This is a genomic window from Sphingobacterium detergens, assembly GCF_003610355.1.
Taxonomy (GTDB): Bacteria; Bacteroidota; Bacteroidia; order Sphingobacteriales; family Sphingobacteriaceae; genus Sphingobacterium; species Sphingobacterium detergens.
Genome location: NZ_RAPY01000003.1, coordinates 448,356 through 469,021, shown reverse-complemented (window position 1 = coordinate 469,021; position 20,666 = coordinate 448,356). Strand labels below are relative to the sequence as shown.

The 20,666-nt window shown below is 40.6% G+C and carries 10 protein-coding genes; 9 read left to right on the top strand and 1 reads right to left on the bottom strand.

Going from position 1 to position 20,666, the window contains the following annotated elements:
* Positions 1-47 precede the first annotated feature (47 nt).
* Positions 48-3,056 carry a SusC/RagA family TonB-linked outer membrane protein gene (locus DFQ12_RS17540; RefSeq protein WP_208642580.1) on the bottom strand — a complete coding sequence of 1,003 codons (3,009 nt, stop codon included), beginning with the start codon at positions 3,054-3,056 and terminating at the stop codon, positions 48-50.
* A gap of 313 nt (positions 3,057-3,369) precedes the next feature.
* On the opposite strand from DFQ12_RS17540, the gene DFQ12_RS17535 reads away from it, so the two are divergent.
* From DFQ12_RS17535 to DFQ12_RS17495, 9 genes are all read left to right on the top strand, one after another.
* Complete coding sequence (locus DFQ12_RS17535) at positions 3,370-6,453, top strand: SusC/RagA family TonB-linked outer membrane protein (protein ID WP_120260341.1); 3,084 nt, start codon at positions 3,370-3,372, stop codon at positions 6,451-6,453.
* 4 nt (positions 6,454-6,457) lie between these two features.
* Complete coding sequence (locus tag DFQ12_RS17530; RefSeq protein WP_120260340.1) at positions 6,458-8,017, top strand: SusD/RagB family nutrient-binding outer membrane lipoprotein; 1,560 nt, start codon at positions 6,458-6,460, stop codon at positions 8,015-8,017.
* A 96-nt stretch (positions 8,018-8,113) separates the two neighbouring features.
* The gene (locus DFQ12_RS17525) at positions 8,114-8,764 is read left to right on the top strand and encodes an N-acetylmuramoyl-L-alanine amidase (RefSeq protein ID WP_208642579.1); all 651 of its coding nucleotides are present in this window, start codon (positions 8,114-8,116) and stop codon (positions 8,762-8,764) included.
* Between the two features lie 259 nt (positions 8,765-9,023).
* Positions 9,024-12,107, top strand: coding sequence for a SusC/RagA family TonB-linked outer membrane protein (locus DFQ12_RS17520; RefSeq protein ID WP_120260338.1), 3,084 nt, complete (start codon positions 9,024-9,026; stop codon positions 12,105-12,107).
* A 12-nt stretch (positions 12,108-12,119) separates the two neighbouring features.
* The gene (locus tag DFQ12_RS17515; RefSeq protein ID WP_120260337.1) at positions 12,120-13,688 is read left to right on the top strand and encodes a SusD/RagB family nutrient-binding outer membrane lipoprotein; all 1,569 of its coding nucleotides are present in this window, start codon (positions 12,120-12,122) and stop codon (positions 13,686-13,688) included.
* 19 nt (positions 13,689-13,707) lie between these two features.
* A complete protein-coding gene (locus tag DFQ12_RS17510; RefSeq protein ID WP_120260336.1) occupies positions 13,708-14,511 on the top strand; it encodes a DUF4397 domain-containing protein in 804 nt (267 codons plus the stop codon).
* Positions 14,512-14,513: 2 nt separating this feature from the next.
* The gene (locus DFQ12_RS17505) at positions 14,514-15,506 is read left to right on the top strand and encodes a phosphodiester glycosidase family protein (protein ID WP_120260335.1); all 993 of its coding nucleotides are present in this window, start codon (positions 14,514-14,516) and stop codon (positions 15,504-15,506) included.
* A gap of 378 nt (positions 15,507-15,884) precedes the next feature.
* On the top strand, positions 15,885-17,129 hold the full coding sequence (locus DFQ12_RS17500) for an exo-beta-N-acetylmuramidase NamZ family protein (RefSeq protein WP_244211778.1): 1,245 nt from the start codon (positions 15,885-15,887) through the stop codon (positions 17,127-17,129).
* A 70-nt stretch (positions 17,130-17,199) separates the two neighbouring features.
* Positions 17,200-20,661, top strand: a complete 3,462-nt coding sequence (locus tag DFQ12_RS17495; protein WP_120260334.1) for a SusC/RagA family TonB-linked outer membrane protein — start codon at positions 17,200-17,202, stop codon at positions 20,659-20,661.
* Positions 20,662-20,666 lie beyond the last annotated feature (5 nt).

Below are 20,666 nucleotides of genomic sequence, written 5' to 3'. Positions count from 1 at the left end.
AACGATTCGAGGGTCTCTAAACATCATGGTTATCCTAAATTGTTAAGTTAAAATGTTAGATTAACTCCTGCAATAACCTGTCTTGGTAGTGGGACTTCAACGAAATCGAATCCACGGACAGCATTGCTCTGGCCTGCAGCATTAACTTCAGGATCCCAGCCGCTATAATTGTCGAAAGAGAATAAATTGCGGCCAGCAAGAGAAAAACGGATATTTTTAATCTTTGAGTTTGGACGTGCCCAATTGTAAGATGCGGACACTTCTCTTACTTTGACAAAGGATCCTTTTTCAATCCAGTTTTCCATAATGGAGAATAATGCTGCGGAGGTGCCTTTGGGGACTTCGCCACGTAGCTCTGGTTCATAGCCTGCAAGACCACCATATAAGTCACGGTCACCAACACGTCTGGTGAAATTAAAGACATCCTGTCCGACGACGGCATCCAATTGAGCTCTAAAAGTCCATTTTGATCCGACATTGATTTCGTTGATCAAGGATCCAGTCCAGTCTGGATTAGGGTCACCAATGACTTTTTTAAGTGTGGCGCCTGTAGGGACACCATTGTTGTCTTTTCCAACTTTGGCTGTTGTCGGAAGGCCAGCAGCATTGTGATAAATGGATCCATCCTCATTGCGGGCAAAATAAGTTGCGTAAAAGGCACCCAAGGGGGATCCGTTGACTGCTGCAACTTGTCCGAATCCGGCAGTGTACATTAATATTCCTCCTGGGACATTATTGACGACGTTTTTGTTATGGGAGTAAACAGCCGTAATATTCCATTTGAAGTTTTCTTTTAATACAGGAACCCCACGTAATAGAAACTCCATTCCCCGGTTGGTCATTGTGCCAATGTTTGCGTATTGGGACATATAACCTGTGGAAGGTGTCAAGTTGATGTTCATAAGGAGGTCTTTGACATTTTTTCGATAATAGGAAAACTCTAGCCCTAAACGATCATGGAACATGCTGAGGTCTGTCCCTACTTCGAACTCTTCCTGACGTTCGGGTTTTACACCTTCATTGCCCATGAGGTCCGTGGGAATAATTCCATTAATGCCGCCAGTGTTCAGCGGCGAATAGTTGGTGTATCTACTGAAGGGGCTCAATGCGGTAAGGTTTCCCGATTGACCATAAGAGGCCCGGATCTTAAAACTTGAGAAAACATTGTTGATGGCCGAATTCTGCCAGAATTGTTCATTGGATAAGACATAGCTTCCGCTTACCTTTGGATAGAATTGGCTACGATTCTCGCTCCCAAAAACAGAGGACATATCATAGCGAATAGCACCTGTTAGATACAGTTTCTCTTTGATCCCGAATGTCTGTTGGAAGAAGGCCCCGAAAATATTCATATCGGAGCGGAGTTCTGTCGGTACAACGACGCCATTATTGACTGTTTCACCGCCATATCCCATTTGTGTGGCCTTCATGTTGGTCGACATGTTTTTTTCAGTTTGAAAAGTTAGACCCGCACCGGAAGTCGACTCCAGCCAGTCTCCAATCTTTGTCTGATAGGAGGCGTTGAAATCGTTGTTTAGCATGAAGGTGCTGATATCTGCACGCTGTGCGTAGCCCTGCTCGTAAGATGGTGTTGTGTTCCCTGGTGGGATGTAGGCTGTCCCGAGCGAATTGGTGTTGTCAAAACCAAGCACATAATTTAATGTTAAGCCCTCGAGCGGATTTGCTTGTAAGGAAAGATTTCCGATAAAGCGACTTGTGCGTTGTGCAAACTTGAAGTTGTTAATCGCTTCTAATGGGTTGGTACGTTTTACAACAGCGACAGGTGTTGTGGAAGGGTATTTCCCATTTTGGTCTTTTTCGGGATTAATAAAATTATTGCTGAAGATAAACCCGGTTAATGCACCATAAGCCTCGGTCATGCCACCATTGGGCATTTCGTTAGAATGGCTATACACATAATTCATCCCTGCACCAAGTTTCAGCCAGGGGTTGAGATCCTGGTCCAAACGAGCGCGGAGTCCACCACGGGTAAAATCCGTATTCTTAATAATTCCTTGGTTATTGAGGTAAGTGCCACTGATATAGTATTTTGTGCCGGCGGTTCCACCTGAAATAGACATGTTGTTATCTGTACCAATACCGGTCTGAAAGATTTTGTCCTGGTAATCGTATCTTGTGACATCAGTTTGCGTCAGATCGGTAGCGGTTGTATTGACAAATGTTTTGTTATAGGTGTTGTACGGAAGTTTTTTTCGTAAAGAAGAGGTTTTCAGGCTTGAGCTAAAGGTAAAAGTAGGTTTTCCTTCTTTTCCCTTTTTTGTTGTAATCAGCACGACACCATTGCTGGCCCGGGATCCATAGATGGCCGCCGCTGCGGCACCTTTGATAATCTCAAAGTTTTCAATGTCAGCCGGATTGATGTCGACCAATCTGTTTTGACTATATCCACCTAGGTCCAATAGCTCCGCAGAAGAGTTGTTGACAATAACACCATCCACAATATACAGTGGACTGCCGCTCCCAACGATGGAACTAGGGCCGCGTAATTGCACGCTGATACCGCCGGCGGGGTTCCCGGAGTTTTGAGAGATTAGTGCGCCGGCGACTTTTCCGGTTAAGGCCTGGTCAATGGAGGTTGCATTACTATTGGCAATATCCTTGGCGTTGACGGTCGATACGGCATTACCTAATACTTTACGGCTTGTTCCAACAGCATTACCGATAACAATTACCTCATTCATCCGCACTAAATCCTCTTGGAGACTTGGAGCGAGGGTAAGGGTTGTCTGGTTTCCTAGCTCGATACTGGTCGTAGTCGGAGCATAGCCTACATTGGATAATACAAGATCGTACTTTCCAGGATTGATGGATGTGGTTAATGTAAACTCTCCATTGGCATTGGTGCTGACGGACTGGTTAGTTCCTTTGAGTTTAATGGTTGTTCCGGGGACAGATTGTCCGGTGCGGGAATCTGTCACTTTACCTTTGATCGTGTAATTTTTTTGCTGTGCTAATGCGGCGGAGCTTGCTCCGAGCAGCATTAAAAGCGCATAATAGCGATAAGGTGCTTTGCTGGTTAGTAAGTGTTTTATCATAAATTCAGATTTTAAGCCAATAGAATGCCTATTGTGGTCTTATTTGATATAAATATAGGATTTTAAACAGCTTGTCTATGCTGTTTTGTAATTTTCTTGCTATATTTTGCGTTTTTATGTGTTTTTTAAGTGTATTGCTGGGGTGTTTTGCTGTCTGAGGATGCGGTAGTTCGATTATTTTTAATTCTTTTTCAAATACTTATGCATAAACTTGCATAACTAAACTGCTTTTTATAGTATTGTATTATAATTGGTGTAAACCTCGGGCTGGAACCTCCCGTTATGATCAGTTATTAACAACTAACTAAATACCATGAATAAAAAATTACTCTTATTCTGTTCAGGAGTGATGCTATCTACCAGTTTATGGGCACAGACCAAAACGATTACAGGTAAGGTGACGAATGCCTCAGATGGTGGGTCTATGGCAAATGTTACTGTCAGCATCAAAGGTAAACCTGTCAGCACACAAACTAATCCAGATGGAAGTTTTACGATTAAAGCCGAGCCCGGGGATATTTTGATCTTTAGGGCTGTGGGTTCTAAAGAAAAACAACAAGCTGTTGGTACGGATGCTACTGTCAATATTGCTTTGTCAGGCAGTGAAGAAGCTTTAGAGGAGGTTGTTGTCACGGCAATGGGGATTAAGAAGGAGAAGAAAGCCTTAGGTTATGCTGTTCAGGATATCAAGTCGGATGAATTGATGAAGAATAAGAATCCGAATGTAATCAATTCATTAAATGGAAAGATTGCTGGTTTAAATATTACGAATTCTGGGGGCGCCCCGGGAGCTTCAGCTTCTATTATTATCCGTGGGGGAACTTCCCTAGAGCGAGATAATCAACCTTTATTTGTCATTGATGGTATGCCGATAGACAATTCGACAGGTGTCGGAGATATGTCTGCATTTGATGGTTCAACGAATATTTCGACAACCTCAGGAAATAGGGCGATGGATATAAATCCAGAAGATATTGAATCTATCTCTGTTCTCAAAGGGCCGACTGCGGCGGCTTTGTACGGTATTCGAGCAGCGGCCGGAGCGATAGTGATTACGACAAAAAAAGGTAAAGATGGTGCCGTTTCAATAGGGGTAAACTCGCGTGTAAGTGCAAATTGGGTAAATAAATTACCGAAACAACAAGGAATTTACAAACAGGGGACTAGTTTGTCCGGAACTGTCGATCCAAATAGTAACTTTTCTTGGGGGAATAAATTTGCTGATGGTGAAACAGTTTATGATAATTTACGTGACTTCTTTAAGACTGGTTATACCTATGACAACAATTTTAATGTAACCGGTGGTAATAAAAATGGTAACTTTTATTTGTCAGGAGGTAATCTCAAACAGACGGGAATTATTCCGACAACAGATTATGATCGAACAAACTTTCGTTTAAACGGAGAACAGCGTTTAGGGATAATGACTTTTGGAGGTAATGCGGCTTTCTCACAGAGTAAAACAACTAAAACCTTGACTGGGACGGGGCTGTGGGGAACAGGAGGTAATGGTTATTTGGAATCTATTATTGCTTATCCACGTAATGCTAATATGAAGAACTGGCAGAACGCTGACGGTAGTCAAAATTTATTGCTTCCCGCGATCTCCCTGGAAGCAAATATTGATAACCCGTATTGGACTGTTAATATGAATCCCCAAACGGATAAAACAAACAGGTTTCTGGGAACTTTCTATACGAATGCTAAATTCACCGATTGGTTAGATTTTACCTATCGGTTAGGATTGGATAATTATACCTCAACCTATACTTCAAAAATTTCAGCGGGATCATCTGTTGTGGAACAATATCAAAAAGGGATGTTGTCACAAAATATTACCCAGTATACGTTTACAAACCATAACTTCTTGCTGAATGCGCATAAAGTAGTGGCCCAAGATTGGGATTTGAGTTTATTACTGGGGGCTGCTACAGAAGACTTAAATACTAAAACTAATGCGACTAAAGCGCAACGGTTTATTTTGCCGAACTTTTATGCGTTTAATAATGCGGCCGATAAAGACAAATTTGTTTATGATAACCTGACCCAAATTCGCCGATTGGGGGTATTCGGAGATTTTAAGGTTGGCTATAAAAATTTTGCGTACTTAGGTGCGACGCTGAGGAATGACTGGTCCTCAACCTTGCCAGTACAGAATCGGTCATTTATGTATCCTTCTTTTAGTGGAAGTTTGATCTTTTCTGAATTACTGCCAAAAAATGATGTTTTTACATATGGTAAGTTAAGGGCTTCTTGGGCAGAAGTAGGTAAGGATGCGCCAGCTTATCAAACAAACTCTTATCTTGAGATTCCACAGAATACTATAGGAGGAGGTTTCCGTAACTCATGGACTTTAGGGAATTCTAATCTTAAGCCTGAAAAAACACAATCTTTTGAGATCGGTACTGACTTGAAATTTTTGCGCAATCGCTTGGGTGTTGAATTTACTTATTACAATAATAAGTCCGTGGATCAGATCCTGTCTCCAAGAGTTGATAATGCTACTGGGGGTATCTTTCAATATGTAAATGCAGGTAATTTGCAGAATAAAGGTTTAGAGCTGACAATCAATGCTACACCAATAAAAAGAGAAAATTTTTCGTGGGATCTAGCATTGAATATGTCTCATAATAAAGGCAAAGTAAATGCTTTACCTGGAGGATTATCCATATTATATGTAACGGATGTTCAGGTTGCTGATGGTAAAGCAGCTTCCTTTAATGATGGTGACTTCATGGGGATAAGTGGTAAAAAATGGAGAACAAATGAAAATGGTGAATTATTGTTAGATTGGACTACAGGATATCCGTCATCGGATGGGAATGCAACTTATCAGGTTGGAAATCGTGAACCTAAATTCTTGGGCGGATTGAATAATAGTTTCACATATAAAAATTGGAACCTTTCGTTTTTATTTGATTTTAGAAAAGGGGGAGATATATTGAATGGAACAGAATATCAGCTAGCGTACTACGGTCTGAGTAAAAATACTGAAAATAGAGGTGATAAAATGTTGCTAACTGGGGTTGCTACTAATCCGGCAACAAAACAACTCGAGCAAGTTACGCGGGAGATTACTTTAGACCAATATTATTATCAAAATATCTATGCACAACAAACCGCGAATTTTGTCGAAACAGTGAACTGGTTGCGTTTACGTTCTGTTAACTTGTCTTATGATTTGCCAAGTTCTGTCTTCCAGAGCGTGAAGTGGATCAAGGGGGCGAACTTTACACTGAATGCGACTAATTTATTGTTGTTTACGAATTATTCAGGTATGGATCCAGAGGTCAGCGCTGCTGGTGCTGGTGTAAGGGGCTCCGGTTCTGTTGGGGTGGATTATGCTGGGGTGCCTAATACGAAGAGTGTGACGTTTGGTGTTAATTTAAAATTCTAATAGAATGAAAAGTAAAATATTGTTATTTATAGCGATTGGCGGGGCTTTGATTACTTCATGTAAAGACTGGATGGATGTAAATGATAATCCGAATAATCCAAATACTTCTGTTCCCACTGCCGATCTTAGGCTTCCTCCAATTTTAGCTCAGTTTGTGGACGGTTATGAGAGTGCAGGAACTCGGGGCGCAATTTTATCGCAACAACTTGTTTCGGCCAATAATTCAGCTAATAACTGGAATTTGACGCAGTGGAATATTACCAGTGCATCCATTAACTGGCCTTATCAATCGTGGTATGTCTATTGCGCGGTGAATATCCCTGATATGTTAAAAGCAGCGGAGAAAGCTGGAGCGAATCACTATTATGGCGTGGGAAAAGTCATGTGGGCTTGGGGTTTTGCTAACCTAGCGGATATGTATGGAATGGTTCCCTATGATGAGGCATTTGTTGGGGGAAATATGACGCCTAAATATGATCAAGGTGAATATATCTATGAAAAAGCGTTGAAGGAATTGGATCTAGGGATCGAATATTTGCAAAAAAGTCAAAATGAAGGAGCTCCTGAGCTTGCAAAGGGAGATTATCTGTATGGAGGGGATGTTCAAAAGTGGATTAAGTTGGCTTATGGTTTAAAGGTAAGAATGTTAAATCATTTGTCTAAAACTAATAAATACGATCCGACTGCAATATTGGCAAATATTGAAAAAGCGCCTAAAACGACGGCCGAATCTGCTATATACCAATATCAGGATGAAGCTGTTTCAGGGAATGCCGCAACAAATTCATTGCAATATGCGAATAATAATACAAATCGTTTAAGTCAGTTGTATCTCAATTATATCTTGAATAACTATACTGGTGCACCGAAAGGAAATAATAATGTAGAGGATCCCCGGGCTTCTTTATTGATACCTAATATTATCACAAATGGTGCTCAGTCTCGTACAGCGGGGGTAGATCTGTCGACTTTATCTGCTAATGGTTTCCCTTCTTCTGAGCCTAAATATGGCGCTTTAAGATCTTCTGCTACAAGTACCGGAACTTGGTATACAACTAAAAGCGCAAAAGGTCTTTTGTTGACGAATGCTGAAATGTTCTTTGTCAAATCGGAGGTTTATTTTAGACAGGGAAATAAAGTTCAAGCGCTTCAAGCATATAAAGATGGCATCAAAGCACATTGTGACTTGCTTGGTGTTAATTCTGTCGCATTTTTAGCGAGCTCATCTGTTGTTCAAGATGTAAATGTGTTGACATTGAGCCATATAATGATTCAAAAATACATTGCTTTATCCTATTCGCCTGAAATGTTCAATGATGTACGACGTTTGGATTATTGTACGGATGCATCCGGTGCCTATAACGAAACTCAAGGTATTTATAAAGGCTTTATTCGTCCTGGTTTTGCGTATACAGTTGCGTTTCCTACTCAAGATTTATGGCCAAGACGATTTAATGTGCCCACATATGGGATTCAATATAATTACGCTCAAGTGATTGCTGCAGATCCAGATGTGCAGAATGTAACCTATACGGCTAAACCAGTGTTTTGGGATAAGAAATAATATTGAATTTGTCTTTTTAAAGGCTTGAAGTTTTCCTTCAAGCCTTTTTACTGCTGTCGTGTTTATTGGTCTAAATGTTAAAATTGTTAGATTTGTATGATGAGATCTTTTTTGTTATTTGTTCACTGTCTGTTTGTGACAGTTTTATTTGCTCAATCACCCAAGATTGTTCAAAAGCCTATCACCTGGAATCAAGAGCGCATACAGCTGTCTCTGGATTATCTGAAAAATAGACATGGGCTAAGTCAAGCTACACCAACGATACAGCCTAAGATGGTTGTTGTGCATTGGACGGCTAACAACAGTGTAAAAGCAACATTCAACACCTTCAATCCTGTGAAACTGCCGGGCAGACCTGAACTGACAAAGGCGAGTCCCTTGAATGTATCTTCTCAATTTGTAATCGACCGTGATGGAACAATCTATCAATTTCTGCCCGATACTATCTTTGCCCGACATACTATTGGTCTCAATTATTGTGCAATTGGTATCGAAAATATAGGCAGCCGCCAGAATCCTTTGACGGATGCGCAGTTGAAAGCAAATGAAGAACTGATCCGCTACCTTCGTAAAAAATACCCTATTGAATATGTGATCGGGCACCATGAATATCAACGCTTTAAAAAAACTTCCTGGTGGAAGGAAACTGATCCTAAATATATCACTGGTAAAGATGATCCAGGAGATAAATTTATGCATGCGCTGAGGGGACGTTTAGTTGATCTGCAATTAAATAAAATGCCGTAGGTTATTTTTTTACGTTATTAAGCCGAATAAATCCTGTTTATTCGGCTTTTTTCGTTATTGCGCGTTTTAAAACTATTTTTTGTTTTAATATATGCGTTTTTATGCTATATTTGATTAAAGAAATATATAAACCAATATTTTGCCTGAGATTCATTTTGTAAATAATTGAGGATTTGAGAAATTTCCCAATCTAAGCTACTTGCTGAGAAGGGGAGTTTTAAAGTTATAAAACCTAGTTAACGAATTAAATTGTTTAAGTATGAAAAGAAGTCTGCTCTTGCTAATGAGCTTACTATGTATGTACTGTACTGCTTTTTCCCAAAAAGTCATTACAGGTAAAGTGACTGATACAAAAGGTGAAGCGTTAAAAGGCGTTACTGTTCAAGAAAAAGGAAAGAACACGCAAACTGCTACCAGTTCTATCGGTGCTTACAAAATTACAGTAAGTGACGGTGCGACATTGATTTTTCGATCTGTAGGCTATACGTCTACCGAAGAGAATATTCAGGGTCGATCGGTAATTAATGTTGTTCTCTCTGATAACAGTGCTGCAATAGACGAGGTCATCGTGACTGCCTATGGTATCAAGAGGGATAGAAAGTCCTTAGGGTATTCAACGCCAATTGTTTCTGGTGAGGATGTCTCAGATACCCAACGGGAATCCTTTTTTCAAGGCCTCCAAGGTCGTGTCCCGGGTTTATCTATTAATAGTACAAGCGGTTTGCCCGGTGCTTCCGCGCAAATTGTACTTAGAGGGTTTGCATCCATATCAGGAGATAATAATGCGCTTATTGTTGTAGATGGGATACCGATCAATAATTCTACCATCAATGAGAATGATCTTGCAAGTAATGGGGCTAACCAGAGTTTGGATTATTCCAATAGAGCTATGGATATCAATCCAGATGATATCGAGACCTATACCGTTTTGAAGGGGCCTGAAGCTACAGCTCAGTTTGGTAGTCAAGGTGCTGGTGGCGCAATTTTAATTACCACAAAAAAAGGAAAAGCTGGCAAGTTTACTGCGAATTATACCTTCTCGGGACGTGTTGAAAGCGTTAATAAATTTCCTGAAAGACAGTATGTGTATGCGCAAGGGTTGAATGGCTCCTATGATGGAACAGCGTCGACTGCACTTGGTCCGCGCTATCCCGAAGGTGTTCATATCTATGAAGATAATGTGAAAAATTTCTTCACCACAGGCTATAACCAAAAACATAGTTTGGCTTTTGAAGGAGGAACCGAAAAAGTAACTTATCGCTGGTCAAATGAATATAATAACAATACTGGTGTAGTACCCAATACCTTGTACAAACGTTTTTCAACGCGGTTAAACAGCACGGCTAAGTTTGGTGATAAATTAGAGTTCAATACCTCATTGAATTATATTTATTCAAAAAATGATAAGGTTAGACGGGGGGCTTCTGGCTATCTGATGACATTAATGAGTTTCAATCCGATTTTTGATGTACGTGATTGGATAGATGATAAAGGCAATCGGGTGCTTCATAATTCCGATATTTTTAATGAAAGAGATAATCCTTTTTGGGATGTTTATCGGAATACAGCGTATGACGTCGTTAATCGTGTGCTTGCGACTTCCAATATCTCCTATCGTGCAAACAGCTGGTTGAGCTTGAATGGGATTATCGGTATCGATTTTTCAAATACACTAGGGCAGAGTGTGTACCATCCACAATCTTTTTCGGGTTCTGGTTCCAGTACGGCTATGAGGAATGGTTCTATTAATGAATACACTGTAAACGGACGTATTCTTTCGGGCTCGTTCATGGCAAATGTAAAAAAGAATTTATCAAAGGATTTTTCTTTTCGTGCAAATCTAGGTGCTGAATTTAAAGACTATGACTTTTTGACAAATTCACAATATGGTGAGGATTTCTATGATCCGGATTTTTATAGTATTAATAATACATTTCCAAGTTCAAGACTCGTAAGGAGTGCTGCAGCAAATTTTCGAACAGTAGGATTTATGGCGCAGACCGGATTTGGATATTTAGACGATATGGTTTACCTGAATTTGACGGGGCGTTTGGATGCGGCCTCGCGTATGATGCCTAATAATCCATATTTTGCCTATCCTTCTGCTTCATTAGCTTTTAATTTTACTGATCTGGATTTTTTCAAGGATAAGGTTTCTTGGATGACCAATGGAAAGTATCGGATTTCAGTAGGTACTACAGGAAAAGCGCCTTATAAGAGTTACTATACACTCTCAAATTTCGAACCAAAGAATACGACAGGGGGCGGGTTTGCTTATGGCGTCAATGGCGGGAATCCTAATCTGAAGGCGGAAAAAACGAGGGATTTTGAAACAGGTTTAGAGCTGGCGTTGTTGGATCGTAGGTTGACCTTTGATTTTAGTTATTTTAATCGGTTAAGTACCGGCCAGATTATTATGCCTAGATTGAGTTATGGTTCCGGATTTGTACTGCGCATGATGAATGGAGGCGAGGTGAAAACTTATGGTACGGAATTGCAGACAACGATTAACCCGATCCGTAGGGATAATCTAAAATGGGATCTAACGTTCAACTTTACACAGTATAAAGGTAAGGTGCTGTCGCTGGCGGAGGACCTTCCGGAGCTTTATGAATCGGATACGCAGGTATTGGGTGGTGTTCGCTCTGGCGTGGTTCCTGGATATAGTATCGGTACTTTGACGGGCACTCGATTCAAAAGAAATGATCGTGGAGATGTTTTGATCAATGCGCAAACAGGCTTGCCAATAGCGGGTACGGATCGTTATTATCCTATTGGAGATCGAATCCCTGATTTTACGCTTGGAATAGTCAATAAATTAACCTATAAAGATTTTTACCTTACATTTTTGTGGGACTGGCGGAAAGGTGGAGATGTATTGAATGGTTTGGATTATAGGTTGTATATCAATGGTATGTCCTCTAAAACGCTGAATAGAGAGGAGCCAAGGGTGATTGCAGGGGTGTTGGAGGATGGTTTGCAGAATAGCGAAAATCCAACAATCAATCGGATTGCTGTGACTCCTTATTCTTCTTCTGGGTATTATACGGTCAATACAGAGCCGCAGATGTTTATAGAAAAGGATATCTATACGGTGCGTTTACGTGATGTTACGTTGAGGTATAACCTGCCGAAGCATCTGACACGAAAAATTGGAGCACAAGCTGGTCTGAGCGTGTTTTTTACAGCTACTGATGTTTTTTTGTTTACAAATTATACAGGATTAGATCCTGAAAGTAATATGAATACCCCTGGCTTAGGTGGTATTGGTGGTTATGGTATCGACTTTGGAAACATGGCGAAACCTAGGGGTTTTAACTTTGGTCTTACTTTAAAATTATAGGAGGAAAAAGAGATGCGTAAACATTTCTATATAATCGTTGTTGCCGTACTCATGCTGATGAGTGGTTGCAGAAAATACCTGGATATAAATGAAAATCCGTCTAATCCTCAGTTGGTGAAAGCTGAGTTGTTATTAGCGCCTATTATAGCGCAAATGGCAAGTGGATATTCGCAGGATCAGCGTCAGATGAATAAATTTAATCAGACAATTCTTGGTGGGAGTAGTGATGTTTCTTCCAAAATTTGGGAAAAACACGGTTTCCCGGAAAGAAGTGATGTTGGGGGTGTCATGTGGCGTATGGTATATTTTGATCTGGGATTGAATCTGGAGCGTATGATAAAAGATGCGCTGGAGAATGAAAAATATGAGTATGCGGCGATTGGTTATGCAATAAAAGCTTGGGGGTACCAATCTCTGACGGACTATCATGGGCCGGTTATCCTAGATGAGGCATTTCGCTCAAACCAACTTTCGTTCAAATACAATGACCAGCCGGAGGTCTATGCAAAAGTAAGGCAATGGTGTGATTCGGCATTGTTATACCTCGATAAAAAGAGTCCGATAGATTATAGTGCTTCATTGAATTCTATAAAAGGAGATAATTTATATCGGGGTAATATGGAGCAGTGGCGGCGTTTTGTGTATGGTTTGAAAGCGATACAATATATTCATTTGGTCAATAAGCAGGATTTTAAAACTAAATATGCCGATTCTGTGGCAAAATTTGTTGACCTGTCCTTTCAATCTATCGCAGACGATGCAGGAGTCAAGTTTACTGGAGATAAGTCTGCGAATGCGAATGTGGTAAGTGCTTTGTTTGGGATCTATACAACTTCCTATTATAACCGTGCAGGGAAGCCTATTGTCAGTTACCTTACGGGAGGACTTCGTGGTACGCCAATTGAGAATCCAAAATCATCTACTGATCCTCGTTTGTCCCGCATGCTGATGATAAATAATGTGAGGGATAGTATTTATATCGGCGGGGAGCCAAATGTTACAAATAGTACCGTGCCAAATATTCTTGGAGAATTTGTCAACAATACCTATCAGGGGAAATTTATCTTTAGAAATACGGTCGATTTTCCCTTAATGACACATGCGCAATTGCAATTGGTGAAAGCCGAAGCGCTGTTTGTTAAAGGAGACAAATCTGGAGCTTATGATGCTTATCAAAAAGGAATTGTGGCACATATGAACTTTGTGAATAAATATATAGATAACAAAGAAGTTGCGATTTCGCTGAATGATATGAAGGCTTATCTGGAAGGAGGGGAAGTTGCAAAATCTGCTGCGGACTTGACTTTGGCTGATATTATGGGACAGAAATATATTGTGCAATGGGGATGGGGAGGCTTAGAGCAATGGTGTGATCTTAGGAAATATCGTTACAGTCCAGATGTCTTTAGACAGTATATTCCATTAAGTGGCAGTCAGCTTACTTATAATGATTATTGTTACAGGGTGCGACCGCGTTATAATTCAGAATATGTCTGGAATGAAAAAGAATTGGATCGTTGGGGTGCATTGGAACCTGAATATATCACTAAACCAACCTGGTTTGTTACTGCTGAGAATTGATGAAAATAGATTGAATATTATGAGATTTTTATATAAAACTATATTTTTTGGGCTAGCGGCATTCGGAATGGTCGCTTGTAAAAAATCTATTCAAGACTTCGGTCAAGTGGAGTTCTTGGGTAGTAGTGATGTTATCGTTAAAATAAATATGGCTTCAATTTATCCTGATGATCGCTATATGTATGTTAAATTTGATGGACAACGGGTTACTTCGCTAATCAGGGGTCGAGAGCCATTTCCGGGTGGTGGTTATAATACAAGAGGGGATTCTCGGCCTGATTTTTTGAAATATAAGGCTGGTAATATTAAGGTTCAGGTGGGGCTTCCTTATCGTATAGATGATGGTCGGGACTCAATAGTTTTGTATGAAACGCAGGTGAATTTCGAAGCAGGGAAAAGGTATACATTACATGTGACCGATACAGCTAATAATACCAAGATGATTTTGAATGAAGAAGATTTGTCCCGGCCAGACTCTACGCAGGCTCGTTATCGATTCACGAATCTGATGCCTAATGTTCCTGCGATAGACTTGTACTATGGAGCGGCGGCAACTACCGCAGAGCCGACCCAAGATTCTTTGGTCGCAAAAAATATCCAATACCTTGAGAGTAGCCCTTATTTTGAATTGAATCGTATTGCGACGAGGACCTGGAAGATCCGGCCTGCCGGTGCTCCAGTTACAAATGCTTCGGTTATTGCATTCTATTCGAATGCGGGTGCTGTTCTTGATAGAAGGTCCTATACTGTGTATGCGTTGGGGTATAATGGATTTACGACGGCGATTATGAAGCCTTATCTTTCATTTTTCTTAGTCCGATAGTTATGAAAAAGAATATATTATATTGCCCAATTAAGATCAGCTTGATGTTTGTCTTGTTTTTGATCTCTTTTGTTTCCTGTAAGAAAAGGGATGATTATCCTAAATTTGATGACAAAAAAGAAGGGCTTGTGCCAGAAGATGTTATTCCTCCAGACGATAAAATCGAAAAAATTACCCAGAAAATTATGGATCAGGCTGATGTGGTTGGGGTTTTTCAGATGGATTCTACAGTTAGTCTGGCTGATGGATTAGAAAGGACTCATATTCGGTTTCTCAATAAATTAAATCAACCGACGAGCATTCAAATCTTAGAAATAGATCTCAAGAAGAAGATTGTTCCTTATGTGATGAGTTCGTTCGATGATCATCTTTATGTCGCGCAGCCGGTTTCGGATATGGCTAAATATAATGAGGTTTCATCTGGCGGCGAGATCCTGGCTGCGATTAATGGGGCTACTACTGCTACTTATTCCTATATAAAAAATGGGCGTAAGATCAATATTTCTACCACTTCAGGAAAGGAAAAGACCAGGCCGTTCTTTGCTGTTCAATCTGACGGGGCTGCGTATATTGGAAATTGTTTTGATACTTTGCAGTTTAATTTTGAGCCTTATGATATAAATAAATTTAAGGGTTTGATTTCTGGGACAGGCTGGCTGCAGTATAGAGGAGGAGTTATTGTGTCTACTTCGGCAGTGGTGCAGGCAAATACAGCTCTTGGCTTATCTTCTGATAGATCTACCTTATATGCTGTTGTTGTAGATGGGGCAAATAGTAGTTTTTCAGTGGGTGTCACTTTTAATGATTTGGCTCGGATAATGAAGGCAATCGGCTCTTATGATGCTTTTGTGGTTAATAGCGGTGCTGCTAGTGTGATGGCTCAGCGGCAGCTTTCTGCAGGTTCGGTCGGGCTGGCGTCGTGGAACGTTGTGAATAAGCCACCTGTGAGTATGATTGGTAGTTTAAATGGAGTTGGTTTTGTGAAAATGAAGTAATATCAATTAAAATAGATTGTGTAAAAAAGTCGGAAGAAAACCTTCCGACTTTTTTATTGGGGTGAGGTTAGGATAAAGGAGTGCGTTATTATGCTTTATTGTGAGTGTTTTTTTATGGCCTGTTTAATGCGTGTGTTTTTTTTAAAAATATATTTGAGGTGTTTTTTGTTTGTGAAAATGTCTTTTTTCTTATTTTTTAGCCTAATATAAGGCTTTTTGATCTTGGAGGCTTGGGTAGAATACTTAGTGAACACTTACTTTATTTTGCGTTTTTTAATTTGTTTCGTTTATAAAACGAAAAAATCTACTTACTTTTATCCTGATTTTCAATTATTCATGCATAAAACTGCATTTTATGCATGGTCTAATGGTCTATTTATGATGAAACATACCTTACTAAGATTAACCTTCGTGGTCTCTCTTCTCTCCCTGGCTTCTTGTGGTTATGCGCGAAGAACCGTTGTCCTGAACGAAACGAATGCTATGGATGATGTGAAAGGGAGTGTCGGTGCTACTATTATTCCTGGGGCGGATCAATTGTCGCTGTATTTGCCGCAACTAAAAGGCAAAAAAGTTGGTATTATGGGGAATCAAACTTCCATTGTAGGGGACGATAAAAAGCATTTAGTGGATGTTTTGCTTGAAAATAAAGTAGATCTGAAGTTTGCTTTCGCTCCGGAACATGGTTTTCGTGGGAATGTTGAGCGTGGAGAGAAATTTGGAAACGATATTGATCAAAAAACTGGATTACCTTTATTTACTCTTTACGGCGGTAATAAAAAACAAGATTCGATTGTCAATTCCATCGATGTGATGATTTTTGACTTACAGGATGTGGGAGCACGCTTCTATACGTACATTACTTCTTTACACCGTGTCATGGAATTATGTGCGAAGCATAATAAAAAACTTATTGTTTTGGATCGCCCTAATCCAAACGGAGATCAGGTAGATGGGCCCGTGCGCCATGATGATAAATTTAAGTCAGATGTTTCCTGGCATAAAATTGCCATGATTCATGGATTGACCATTGGTGAACTCGCGCAGATGATTAATGGCGAGAGATGGCTGGAGAATGGTCGTCAGGCTGATGTGCAGGTTGTAAAAGTGCAGAACTGGGATCATACTAAGATGTATGATCTACCTGTTATTCCATCGCCAAGCTTACCCAATCAGCTTTCGGTACGCTTATATCTCTCCCTCTGTTTGTTTGAGGGTACAGATATTTCGGTAGGTCGCGGTACAGACTGGCCTTTTCAGGTGTTGGGATATACAAATCCTGTTTATGGATCTTTTACGTTTACTCCGGGTGAACGTCATGGTATGTCAAAGCATGTAGAGGGAAAGGGGGCTATGAATTATGGTGTCGACCTACGTAATCTGGATCCTGATAAACAGAAATTTACACTAAAATATTTGCTGGATTTTTATAATAAGACACCGGATAAGACTACTTTTTTTGCTCGACCGGAATTTTTTGATAAGCTAGCCGGGACAGATCAATTGCGCAAACAAATTATAGCAGGAGAGTCCGAGGGGCAGATTCGCGCTTCTTGGGCTGCAGATTTGAAGGTTTACAAGCAAATGCGCAAAAAGTACCTGTTGTATAGCGATTTTGAATAACCTATTGCGAACAATACTAACGAATAAACAATACTAACTAGAATCATTTATTTTTAAAACTCTATAATCAATGAGAAAATTTGTACTATTTTCTGTTGCTCTTGGATTGAGTTTTCCTTCTGAATCCTATTCTTTCGTAAAGAAAGAGGGCGCTTTGAGCAATGCTAACTTGACAAGTGCTCTTCTTCGCTCTTCATCGAAGACTTCGGTTCAAAATACGGTGCAAGGTACTGTAACGGATGGAAAAGGCCCAGTCTCAGAAGTAAGCGTTTCTGTCATTGGCGGGACCGCGTCTACTAAAACCGATGCACAGGGGCATTTCAAGATTACGGCTGCTGTTGGGAGTAAGCTGCGTTTTTCATCCATTGGGTATGTTGCGCAAGATGTTACCGTTACGTCAAATACAGTTAATGTGACGTTGGTGGATGATAATCAATCCTTGGAAGAGGTTGTTGTTGTCGGTTATGGTACACAAAAGAAAGGTAATTTGACAGGTGCGGTTTCGACAATTAATGTCAAAGATAATTTACAGGGGCGTGCGATTGCGGATATCGGTCGTGGTATACAGGGTACTACACCGGGTTTGACTGTCGTGGTACCGAGTGGAGAGGTCGGTTCTGATCCTGTGATGAAAATTAGAGGTCAGATAGGCTCGATCGCTGGACAGTCTAATCCCTTGATTTTATTAGATAACGTGGAGATTCCAAGTATTCAATTGGTTAATCCGGCCGACGTGGAATCCATTACTGTGTTAAAAGATGCGGCAGCAGCCTCTATCTATGGTGCGAAAGCTGCATTTGGTGTGGTACTGATCACATCAAAGAAGGGTGCTAAAGGGGGAGATACCTTCAATATTAGCTACAATAATAACTTTTCTTTTCAAAACTCGGCGGTTGATTATAATATGGGGGACGTGAATGCGCTTAAGTATTCACTTGAGGCGGTGGAAAGAATTGGTGAAACTGAAGCCGGAGCTTTCTATAAAGTCAATAGACAGAGTTATGATTTAGCCGTCAAATGGAAGGAGAAATACGGTGGTACAATAGGCGTTAACGATCCGACTGTTTATGGTCGTGACTGGTATGTTAATCCCGCTGAACCGACAAAAAAATATGGTGTCCGTACGTATAACGTACAGGATTATATGATTCGCAAGGCAGCGCCTACTTCACAGCATGATCTAAGTATCTCTGGTACTTCGGGAAAAACGGATTATAATCTAAGCATGGGTCTGTTGAATCAATCCGGAATGATGAAGCCTACGGATCACGATCAATTCAGACGGACAAATGCTGCTTTACGTTTGTCTACGGAATTGAATAAATACCTGACTGTGCGTGGTGGGGCAATTGTGTCACGCCGCAAAAAGGAGTATCCGTATACGACAAATTCAACAACTGCCGATCCTTGGTTGTACTTATACCGCTGGAGCTCGCTATATCCGATGGGTTACGATGAAAATGGTAAGATGATCCGGAGTCCATGGAGTGAAGTTTCTTCAGCGAATACGGCTAGTTTCCAAAATAATTATCTGAATTTGAATTTGGGGGCTACTGTAAATATCATGAAAAACTGGAAGGTGGATTTTGATTATACTTTCTCCAATCAAGAAGAAATCACAACACAACCAGGTACACGTTTTACCGCTGCAGATTCTTGGATCGCAGGTGTGGCTCGTAAGGATGCGGCCGGAGCTCCGGTTTATGTTAATTCAGATGGTCAGGTCGTGCCTGCTGGTACGCTGGGTGCTTCGGCAGCTTATGATCTGAATTACTATATGTATACAGCGAATGGCGCGAATCCAGATCATTTTCTGCGTGCAGCGGGCAACCGTCGTAACAATACGATCAATGCTGTCACAACGTATAATCTGAATCTTAATGATGATCATGAATTCAAGTTTTTGGCAGGTATCAACCGCGTAACCTTGGATTATGATATGAATTCTTCACAAACTTTCAATTTGCTTGATATTAAAAATCCGCAGTTGGGATTTGGTGTGAATACATCGTCGCAGCAAGCCAAGGGGGATGCTTTGTGGGAAGCCCAGCTGGGTTATTTTGGTCGTGTAAACTATGCGTACAAAAATAAGTACCTATTTGAGGCTAATATCCGTTATGATGGCTCGTCGAAATTTCCAAAAAACCTAAAATGGCAATGGTTTCCGTCCTTCTCTGCAGGCTGGGTAGCATCCGAGGAAAGTTTTATGGAATGGGCAAAACCGACATTGAATCAATTGAAGCTTAGGGGGTCTTGGGGTTCTATCGGTGATCAGACGGTGCTGCCAAGTTTATATACTTCGACGATGATTCCGGGTGATATCAGCTGGTTGGGTGCAGATGGAAGCCGTTATTATAATATTGGGACGCCATCAGCAGTACTAAGTAGTTTGGGCTGGCAGCGAATCGAAACCACAGATATTGGTTTGGATATGCGGATGTTCAAAAATAAATTCGGCGTGGTGTTCGACTGGTACCGTCGTGATACAAAAAATATGATTGTTCCTAGTGGTAATGTCAGTGCGACTTTTGGTGCTCCGCCGCCACAAGGGAACTTTGGTGCATTGCGTACGCAGGGTTGGGAGTTGGCGATGGATTTCAATCACCGTTTTGAGAATGGGCTTGGATTCAATGTTCGTGGAACATTGTCGGATGCCAAATCAACTATCTTGAAGTATACGGATACTAAAGTGATTTCCGATTATTACGTTGGTAAAGATGTTGGTGAAATTTGGGGTTATCGTACAGATAGATTGTATCAGGCGTCTGATTTTGAGTATGATTCCAAAGGTAATTATGTGCCAATTAAAGTGAACGGAAAAGATATGAATAAGCTATCTGACCCAAATGGAGCGTACAATACATTCTCAACGGATAGTAAGTTTAACTTTGGGGCCGGTGATGTGAAATTTGTGGATCTAAATGGTGACGGTAAGATAGACAAAGGTGCTGAGACATTAAGTGACCATGGTGATTTGGAAATTATCGGTAATGAAACTCCACGTTATGAATATGGTTTTCGTCTCGGGCTTGATTATAAAGGTTTTGATTTCTCGGCATTTCTACAAGGTGTGGGTAAACGCCAGCTTTGGGGGAATGGGTTCTTGACTATCCCTGGTTATAACTCTTCGGACGGTGCGATGCCTGCTGCTATTGCGGATAACTTCTGGACAAAAGATCATACAGATGCCTTCTATCCAGCGGCATATAACAATGCTGCGAGCAATGACGCGAATAATATGGTAAAACAATCGCGCTATTTGTTGGATATGTCTTATATGCGTATTAAGAATATTACGCTGGGGTATACTTTGCCTTCGTCTCTGACAAATAAAGCGTATATAAAAACGGCGAGAATATATACTTCTTTGGAGAATTTCTTTACGTTTGATAAACTGAAAGGCTTACCTGTGGATCCTGAAGCAATCAATGGCTTCTCTATATTCAATGACAAGAATTATAACTCGGGTAGAACAGGGGTTGGTACACCAATGTTCAAATCGGTTTCGTTTGGTGTCCAAGTTAACTTCTAAAATTT